Here is a 9,102-nt window from a genome sequence, read left to right on the forward strand (position 1 = left end):
CGTTTTTCATAATGAAATCTTCTTCTCCGTTTCAAGTGAACCCATCATAGCGAGCCGCCCATGCGCCACTCATTGACCGCGGTCAATTTTCGACGCATTATGTTTGCCATCTTCAATCCAGTCGCTTTCTTCCCGGCGTTCTCTTCCCATGTCGTCAGTCGATCATCATCCCGAACGCAATGTCATCCGCGTCCAGCTTAAGCAGAATGTGGTTTTGAAAGGCTTGAACGAACATGAAATCATGGAGCTGGAGCCGCACTTGACGGTGGTGGACTGCCAGAAAGGCGATTTCCTGCTGCATCAGGGTGTGCACGAGATGGAGCAGTATTTTGTCCTGGATGGCATTTTGAAGCGGGTGGTGGCCAACCAGCAGGCCAAGGAGATGATCCTGCGTTTTTCGCATAGCCGCGATATGGAGACCAGTTATGCTGCCTGGCGCCTGAAGACGCCGACGCCATATAGCATCGTGTGCGTGACCAAGGCGCGTGTGGTGAAGCTGCCTCTGCCTCAGTGGGTGTCGTTCATCGAGACCCATCCGACGGTCAAACAGGCGTTCGAGTATGAAGTGATGCGCCTGATGAGTGAAATCATGGCGCATACGATTACGCTTCACTTGCTCGATGCGCCGGGGCGGGTGCATCGCTTCCGCAGGAAATATGCGGATCTGTTTGATCTCATTCCAAAAAAGGAACTCGCTTCTTATCTGAATATCTCGCCGGAAACGCTTTCCAGATTGAAGCATCAAGGGAAAATTTGAGGGGCACAGCGAAAATCATGCCTGTCTGTCAATAATGCAAAATTCCCTGCAGCGGCAATATCGCGGTCGTCCCTGCAATACTTTGCGTAACACGACGTAATCTTGTAGCCAGCCCGGATTACCACGTCAACCATCTTTGCGGCTGTCGGCTCCGATTCTTTCTGAATGACGAATCGGCCCGATTGTAAAAATTTCCCAGGTCCGCAATGGTATTCATATCTCCCATATCAGATATGAGATTTCCTGATTGGAAAAGCACATCATTTGCTGATATATTGCATTGCAATATAGAGATTCTAATTGCCTAGGAGTAGGAATCATGTTTGCAGCGACGATAGCAATACTAACCGGAAACAAGGGCGGCCAAAATACCCCGCGGCGCAAGCTTATTACGCTTGACGCAATTCTGGCTGTGTTGTTCGCAGTCAAGTTGCGCGAATCGCTTGACGCGGCGACCTCGGGCGACAAGTCGGACGCGGCCTTGACCTGGGGCATGTAAGCCAGGCAATCCATAAGATTACACCATAGATATATAAGCAACAGATGAAGGTGTAATCCTCTGTCACAAGCAGTTGAGTCAGGTAATCCGTTACTTGACTCAGAAGTACCGCCCCGAGCCCTGATGTTGACGGGCCACACAATGCAGTATCAGTCCAAGCTGAGGCCGCTACATTCCAGAATGGCAGGAGCAGGCTACGCTCCCATCAACGCCCGCACATGCGCAGCGGTCCCGCTCGCGAGGCCATCCAAACTATATCCCCCCTCCAGAATCGAGACAATGCGCCCGTCGCACGACACATCGGCGATACGCATTAATTGTTCGGTAATCCAATAAAAATCCTCATCCTCAAGATTCAATCCAGCCAGTGGGTCCAGGCGGTGGGCATCGAAGCCGGCCGAGATGATCAGGAGCCCGGGATTGAAGCGGCGTATCGCCGGCAGTATTTCAGCTTGAATCCGGGATCGGAATAGAGCCGAATCGCAGCCGCGGGGTAACGGCAGGTTGACGATATTCTGGCTCACGCCAGTCTCCGATTCGGCGCCGGTACCGGGATAAAAAGGCGCCTGGTGGCTGGACGCATAAAATAGCTCGGGCCGATTATAAAAAGCTGCCTGAGTCCCGTTTCCATGATGCACGTCGAAATCGACTACCGCAACGCGTTCCAGCTGATAGGCATCGACCGCATAAGCTGCGGCGATCGCGGCCTGATTGAAAATGCAGAAGACCTTGCGTATGTCCGTGTCGGCCGCGCTGTCCATCACCGCGTCGACCCCGGCACAGGCTGCGCCGACACAGCGCATCGCGGCTTCCCATGAGCCGGGCGACATGACCGTATCGCCGCATGAGAGTAGACCAGAGTCGTCATGGCGTTCAGTCCGCCCGCCGTTTGCTGGCTCTCGCCCCATTCCCACAACCGGCATCCTGAAAAGTGATGTCCACCGATTCGGCACCACCGTCGGCGCTCACACCGTTCGCCTCGGTTAAGGCCACGACGAAGGCGCGCTTTTGTTCGAACCTGCGGCCTTCAAATAATTCTTCAAATAATTGCGCATTGATGGTGGACATGGGTTTCCTTTGCGGATGCTTGGTGTTTCATCTCGGACTGCTCCATATTGATGCAGGGGGAAATACCGGTGCTATCCGGTATTGCGCAAGCCGGACGCAATTCCATTGATGGTCAAATGGATTGCGCGATGCACGCGCTCATCGGTTCCGGCCAGCCGATGCCGCTTCAGCAATTCGACTTGCAAATGATTCAGCGGATCAAGATAAGCAACGCGGTATTGTATCGATCGCGCCAGTCGCGGGTTGCCGGCCAAAGGCTGTTTGGCGCCGGTGACCAGTGCCAGGCACGCAAGGGTGGCCGCATGCTCGTCAGCGATGCGCTGGAATATTCGCTGGCGCAGCGGCCTGCTGGCGACCAGTTCTGCGTAGCGCGATGCGACCGCGAGATCGGTTTTGACCAGCACCATCTCCATATTTGAAATCAGCGTCGCAAAAAATGGCCAATCGCCAAGCATCGCACGCAAGGTCGCGATCTTTTCCTTTTTTTCTTTGGCGTCACCCTCCTGCAACCAGGATGACAGCGCGCTACCGAAACCATACCAGCCCGGCAGCAGCAGACGGCACTGCCCCCATGAAAATCCCCATGGAATCGCGCGCAGGTCTTCGATGCGGCGCAGCGATTTGCGAGAAGCGGGGCGTGAGCCGATATTCAGTTCGGCGATTTCTGCAATCGGCGTGGAGGAAAAAAAATAATCGGTGAAGCCCGGCGTTTCATAGACCAGATCGCGGTATGCGCGGTAGGCACGTTCGGATAATTCTTCCATCACCTGTTCAAACATCGCCAGCTTTTTCGTACAATGATCTCCGCCGGCTTGCGGAATCAGGCTTGCCTCCAATGTGGCGGCGACCAGCAGTTCCAGATTGCGGCGGCCGATTTCCGGATTGGAAAATTTCGACGCGATGATCTCGCCTTGTTCTGTCAATCGAATCTGGCCGTTGACGGTGCCCGGCGGTTGCGCCAGGATCGCTTCATAGCTGGGGCCGCCGCCGCGTCCGACGGTGCCGCCGCGCCCGTGAAACAAGCGCAGCTTGACCCCGGCGCGGTCGAACACATCGACCAGACACGTCTCTGCTTTATACAATTCCCAATTCGATGTGAGAAAACCGCCATCCTTGTTGGAGTCCGAGTAACCCAGCATCACTTCCTGCACATAGCCTTGCCGGCCGATCAGGCGGCGCACCTGCGGGATTGCCATCAGACTTTCCATGATGCTTGCGGCACAGCGCAGATCAGATATGGTCTCGAATAGCGGCACCGCCATCAAGCTCATTTCCGCATCCGATGACTGTTCGGTCTGATCATTCCACTGGATCCGCAGCAGGCCGGTTTCTCGTTGCAGCAGCAGCACTTCAAGCAAATCGGACACGCTCTCGGTGTGCGAAATAATGTAGTTGCGGATGGCGCGCTCGCCGTAGCGCAGGCGCATTTCACTTGCGGCATGCAGGATCGCCAGTTCCGAATTGGTCTCGTCCGAGTAGCTGAGATAAGGCGAATACAGCAGGCGTGGCTTGCACAGCTCGTCCAGCAGCAATGCGACTTTTCCGCGCTCCGGCAACGCGTCGTAGTGTTGTTCCACCCTGGCGCGGGCAAATAATTCGGCCAGCACCCGCGCATGCACGTCTGAACTCTGACGCATGTCCAGCGTGGCGAGATGGAAACCGAATATCTCGGAGGCGCGCTTGAGCATCGCCAGGCGCGGTTTGATCAGCGCCGTCCCGTGATGCAGCTTGAGTGAGCTCACCAATATCTGCAGATCATTGTTGAAATCGGCCGCACAGGCATACGGCGGCGCGGGACCGACTTCCCGGCGCAGGATGATGCTGCTACCCAAAGCGCGCGTAGTCGCTGCCAGACGTGCATAGATGCCGATCAGCGCGCGTCGATAAGGTTCCTCGGCACGATGGACTGACAGGTCGGGCGACATGTCGGCCAAGGCCTGCAGCTCCGAACTGACATTCACCAGCAAGCTCGAAACCGATAATTCGGCGCCGAGCGCGTGCACTTCTTCCAGGTAGAAATCGAGGATGGTGGTCGATTGGCGCGCTAGCGCGTGCCGCATTGTTGCCGCGTTGACGTTTGGATTGCCATCGCGGTCGCCGCCTATCCAACTCGACATCTGCAAGAACGGCGGCAGTTCGGAATGCACGATCCGTTGTTTCGGTGGTTGCGGAAATCGCGCACTGATTTCCTCCTCAATGTCCTCGTAGAGCGCCGGCAGTTCACGCAGGAAGGTCTGGCGGTAATAGGATAGTGCGTTATCGATTTCCTCCTCGACCGCCAGCCTGGACGAGCGCAGCAGCCGAGTCTGCCACAAACTTGCGATGCGGGCTTGCAGCAGCGCGCTATTGCGCTTGCGTTCGTTCGGCGTCGACGGCAAGTCGCGCTCGGCCAGCAGACGCGCGATGTCGTGCTCGGCATCCAGGACGCTTTTGCGCTGGACTTCGGTCGGATGGGCGGTCAATACCGGAGAGATCAGGGCATTTTTGAGAAAACTCCGGACCGCATCGCTTGCTATGCCGGCAGCATCGAGCTGCGCCAACGCATGGCCGATGCTCCCCGGTTGCGCCGCTTCGCCGGTCAGCAAGGCCGCGCGCCGCAGCCGGTTATGGTGCTGGTCTTCCGCAATATTCGATAAATGCGAAAAATACGAAAACGCGCGGACGACTGTAATGGTTTGTGCAGGCGTCAATTTTTTCAGCAATTTGTTGAGTTCGCCGCCGGCCTGTGCGTTCGACTCGCGCCGAAAGCGCACGGCAGTCTGCCGAATGGTTTCGACCACGGCGAAAACCGGTTCGCCTTCCTGCTCGTGCAATACGTCGCCGAGGAGACGGCCCAACATGCGGATATCCTCTTTCAAGGGCGTATCCTGATCAGCGGCGTTTGCCGCTGACACGCATTTACCCTTGCTCGCAGGCGCCGCGGAAAGCTGATTTTCCAGCAGATCGAGATTTTTCATGATGGGGACAATTCGACGTGATGAGCAATCTGCTGGTATTGCCGACAGCTCAGATCACATGTTCTTCGCGCAACGCTGCAATCTGATCCTTGCTATAGCCTAGTTGCGCCATCACCTCCTCGGTATGCTCACCCAGCAACGGCGAGCGCGTCACGTCGGTGCTGCTGTCGGACAGTTTGATCGGATTACCCACCGTCAGGTACTTGCCGCGCGTCGGGTGATCCACCTCGACGATGGTGCCGGTTGCGCGCAGCGCCGGCTCCTCGGCGATTTCCTTCATCGATAGAATCGGGCCGCACGGGATGTCGTACTTGTTGAGAATATCCATCGCCTCGAACTTGTCCTTGGTCATGGTCCATTGCTCGATGCGCGCGAAGATCGGCTTGAGGTGCAGCAGGCGCGCAGCTGGCGTGGCGTAAGCCTCGTCGGTGATCCAGCTTTCCTCTCCTATCACCTTGCACACCGCGGGCCAGACGGCGCCTTGGGTGATGAAATAAATGTAGGCATTCGGGTCCGTCTCCCAGCCTTTGCATTTCAGGATCGAGCCGGGCTGGCCGCCACCGGAGGCATTTCCGGCGCGTGGCACGGCGTCGCCAAAATGCTGGTCGGGATACTGCGGATACTCCTTCATCACGCCGGTCTGTTCCAGCCGTTGCTGGTCGCGCAGCTTGACGCGGCACAGATTGAGCACGCTGTCCTGCATCGCCGCCAGCACCTTCTGCCCGCGTCCGGTGCTGTTGCGCTGGTAGAGTGCCGCAATAATCCCCAGCGCAAGATGCAGGCCGGTGCCGCTGTCGCCGATCTGCGCGCCGGTGACCATCGGCGGTCCATCGTCGAAGCCGGTGGTCGAGGCAGAACCTCCGGCGCATTGCGCGACGTTTTCGTACACCTTGCAGTCCTCGTAGGGGCCCGGGCCGAAACCCTTGACTGAGGCGACGATCATGCGCGGATTGAGTTCCTGAATGCGCTCCCAGGTAAAGCCCATGCGATCCAGCGCGCCTGGCGCAAAGTTCTCGACCAGCACATCGCAGGTCTTGATCAGCTTTTCGAGCACTTCCTTGCCTTTCGGCTTCTTGGTGTCCAAAGTGACCGAACGCTTGTTGTGGTTGAGCATCGTGAAGTACAGGCTGTCCACGTCGGGGATGTCTCGCAGCTGGCCGCGTGTAGCATCTCCTTCTCCGGCACGTTCGACCTTGATCACATCGGCCCCGAACCAGGCCAGCAGCTGGGTACAGGTCGGTCCCGACTGCACATGCGTGAAATCAAGAATACGGACACCATCTAATGCTTTGCTCATGCTTGTCTCCTGGAGTTCGTTATCTCTCTATGATGCATTATTTGTATCAGGCTTGGGGACGTGCGCTTGGGCGCAGTGTCGTCTCGGATGTCGCCATCATAGCGACCGGGCTGGCAGAGCGGCATTGACCACGGTCAATTTTCATCCCATTTTGCGAAGTAATCTTCATTTTTGCACACCTTGAAACCGTGGCAGATTTATCAAGCAGTCCGTTGATTTTTCTGTCTTTTTTCAACCAGCCTTCAGTTCCGAACAGCATGCCTAAATCGTAAGCATGATTTTCCCGATATGCCCATCAGCGCATGAGCCTGGGCCGCCTGCTCGAGCGGAAAGGTCCGGTATATCACAGGGCTTATTTTCGGGATGCGAGCAACGGCCAGATACGTGCGCGCAGTTGCGTAGGCTTCATCGGTAATACTGGATAAAATGCCGGCGCCGGACTGCACCAAAACCTGGTGTTTGGCTGCCACCAGCTTTTTTACCATCTCCGGAGTCGCCGCGACCCGGATTTCTCCCGGCCGCGTTTCCAGCGTAATACCGATTAGCATTATATTTTTCCCGGATATTCATTTTTGCTTCGGGCATGGTCGCTGCCACCCCGTATCTGCACGCGACCTCGAGGGGAGCTACCGAAAATTCCGGAATAAATGACAGCTCAGTTGATGTTGTCGGGTGGGTGAAACCCGCGCTGTTCATCGATTGCCCTACGCATGCACTGCCATCATTTTTGAAAGCCTGAATAGCCCGCGCTTGTCTGGGCTAAGACACATCGTAACTTCAAAGAACTATCAGTGATAGTTAAAGTTTTTAATTATAATGATTACTTATTACTTATATATGCGACGGCCCCGAAAATGAAAAACGCCACGCTCCGCCAACTAAAAGTGTTTGAAACGGTAGCCCGCCTCTCAAGCTTTTCACGCGCCGCAGAGGAATTGCATCTGACGCAGCCTGCAGTATCGACCCAAGTCAAGAAACTTGAGGACCATGCCGGGCTATCCTTGTTCGAGCAGTTAGGTAAAAAGATTTATCTGACACCGGCCGGCGCTGAGTTGCTGGGTTACAGTCGCGTGATCATCCAGCAGTTCCAGTCGGCCGAGGAAGCGATGGCACAGTTCAAGGGTGTCTCGGGAGGCAAGTTGAACGTCGCCGTGATTAGCGCCGGCGATTATTTTTTTCCGCGGCTTTTGGTTGAATTTGCCAGATGCCATGAAGGCGTCACGCTCAACTTTACGGTCCATAATCGCGAGGAACTGCTGGACCAGCTCGCGGAAAACATGACCGATCTGGCAATCATGGTACGTCCGCCGGCCGACATGGATACGATCAATGAGGCCTTTGCCCCTCACCCCTATGTCATCGTGGCTGCACCCAGCCATCCTCTCGCGCAGAAAAAGCGCATCCCGATGAGCGTTCTGATGCGCGAACAGTTTGTGGTGCGGGAAAAAGGGTCGGACACCTGGCATTCGATGGAAGAAGGCTTTGGCGCCAATCTCGATCACATCAACATTGCAATGGAAATCAAAAGCACAGAAACCATTAAACAAGCGGTCATTGCAGGCATGGGAATCAGCTTTCTGTCAGCCCACACTATCGGTCTGGAAGTGCAGGCGGGAAGCCTGGTGGTTCTCGACGTGCAGGATTTTCCGCTGATGCTGAACTGGTATGTCGTCCATCGCAAAAACAAGCGCTTGCCGCCGGTAGCGGAAGCCTTCAAGAAATTTCTGATGAGCGACGGCGCGGCGTTGATTCAACAGATCGTCGGACTTGATCCGCAGCCGGAAAAGCGCGCGAAAACCCGGAAATAATCCGGTGCATTGTTGAGAATGCCGTAGCACGTGACAACATCAATTCAGCGAGGATGACGGTTTTTTCCATTTACGCCGCCTCGGGTAAGCCTCCCAAGCTCCGGGCGGCCCATGCCACAACCGTTACTTGGGTTCATATCAGACCCTAATCCGAATCTAGTAAAAGGCCCCGGGTGAATCAGATGGTCACTCCGATCCTCTTTCCTGCGGCGAACGCTACCAATCGGCAGTTACTACATTCCCCACGTAAAGGCGGCGTCCGATTTATCGCCAGCGGTTGCTGCATCGAGCGATTCACGTACATTGACTGCAAACAGCACAGCAATGAGTGAAGCCACACTTAAAGTCAAAGGCGCTTTATTCCTATTCGTTCTGATTGAAGCATTTGTGGTCAATGTAGACATGGTGTGCACTCCTCATTAAATGAAATTAAATTTTTCCTTAAAAAAAGTATAGGAGTGCTGAGCCAGCGATGTCTAATCATGGTATCTGATACGTGATATAGCGTTTGTGAATGGCGTCCGGCACTGACATTACTCTTACGCTGCTTGCGGCGGCAGCGCCGTGATTTCACACGCGTTCAGGTCTTTCAAAACCACACCAGGATGGCTTTACCAAATACGTCGAAAATTGACCGCGGTCAATGAGTGGCGCATGGGCGGCTCGCTATGATGGGTTCACTTGAAACGGAGAAGAAGATTTCATTATGAAAAACG

8 protein-coding genes and 2 pseudogenes are annotated in these 9,102 nt (G+C 55.4%); 3 read left to right on the plus strand and 7 right to left on the minus strand.

The window, feature by feature from the left end:
• Positions 1-148: 148 nt before the first annotated feature.
• The gene (locus BLV81_RS23120; RefSeq protein WP_092360241.1) at positions 149-757 is read left to right on the plus strand and encodes a Crp/Fnr family transcriptional regulator; all 609 of its coding nucleotides are present in this window, start codon (positions 149-151) and stop codon (positions 755-757) included.
• A gap of 319 nt (positions 758-1,076) precedes the next feature.
• The gene (locus tag BLV81_RS23125; protein WP_092360242.1) at positions 1,077-1,256 is read left to right on the plus strand and encodes a hypothetical protein; all 180 of its coding nucleotides are present in this window, start codon (positions 1,077-1,079) and stop codon (positions 1,254-1,256) included.
• Between the two features lie 194 nt (positions 1,257-1,450).
• On the opposite strand, the pseudogene BLV81_RS23130 reads toward BLV81_RS23125, so the two are convergent.
• From BLV81_RS23130 to BLV81_RS23150, 6 genes and pseudogenes are all read right to left on the minus strand, one after another.
• A pseudogene (locus BLV81_RS23130) lies at positions 1,451-2,107 on the minus strand (histone deacetylase family protein); the annotation flags it as partial.
• A 22-nt stretch (positions 2,108-2,129) separates the two neighbouring features.
• Positions 2,130-2,324: a tautomerase family protein gene (locus BLV81_RS23135; RefSeq protein ID WP_092360244.1), complete on the minus strand. Its 195-nt coding sequence runs from the start codon at positions 2,322-2,324 to the stop codon at positions 2,130-2,132.
• 71 nt (positions 2,325-2,395) lie between these two features.
• Positions 2,396-5,281 (minus strand): phosphoenolpyruvate carboxylase, encoded by a 2,886-nt coding sequence (ppc, locus tag BLV81_RS23140; protein ID WP_092360245.1) that lies wholly within the window; start codon positions 5,279-5,281, stop codon positions 2,396-2,398.
• 49 nt (positions 5,282-5,330) lie between these two features.
• Positions 5,331-6,578 (minus strand): formyl-CoA transferase, encoded by a 1,248-nt coding sequence (gene frc, locus BLV81_RS23145; RefSeq protein ID WP_092360246.1) that lies wholly within the window; start codon positions 6,576-6,578, stop codon positions 5,331-5,333.
• Between the two features lie 46 nt (positions 6,579-6,624).
• Positions 6,625-6,837 carry a hypothetical protein gene (locus BLV81_RS23810; protein ID WP_143036442.1) on the minus strand — a complete coding sequence of 71 codons (213 nt, stop codon included), beginning with the start codon at positions 6,835-6,837 and terminating at the stop codon, positions 6,625-6,627.
• Between the two features lie 135 nt (positions 6,838-6,972).
• Positions 6,973-7,126, minus strand: a pseudogene (locus BLV81_RS23150) (NAD(P)(+) transhydrogenase (Re/Si-specific) subunit alpha); the annotation flags it as partial.
• A 306-nt stretch (positions 7,127-7,432) separates the two neighbouring features.
• On the opposite strand from BLV81_RS23150, the gene BLV81_RS23155 reads away from it, so the two are divergent.
• On the plus strand, positions 7,433-8,386 hold the full coding sequence (locus BLV81_RS23155; protein WP_092360247.1) for a LysR family transcriptional regulator: 954 nt from the start codon (positions 7,433-7,435) through the stop codon (positions 8,384-8,386).
• Between the two features lie 233 nt (positions 8,387-8,619).
• Here the strand turns inward: BLV81_RS23155 and BLV81_RS24030 are convergent, their stop codons facing one another.
• Positions 8,620-8,790 (minus strand): hypothetical protein, encoded by a 171-nt coding sequence (locus tag BLV81_RS24030; protein ID WP_176992943.1) that lies wholly within the window; start codon positions 8,788-8,790, stop codon positions 8,620-8,622.
• Positions 8,791-9,102: the final 312 nt, after the last annotated feature.

It is taken from the genome of Collimonas sp. OK242, from assembly GCF_900107095.1.
Lineage (GTDB): Bacteria > Pseudomonadota > Gammaproteobacteria > Burkholderiales > Burkholderiaceae_D > Collimonas.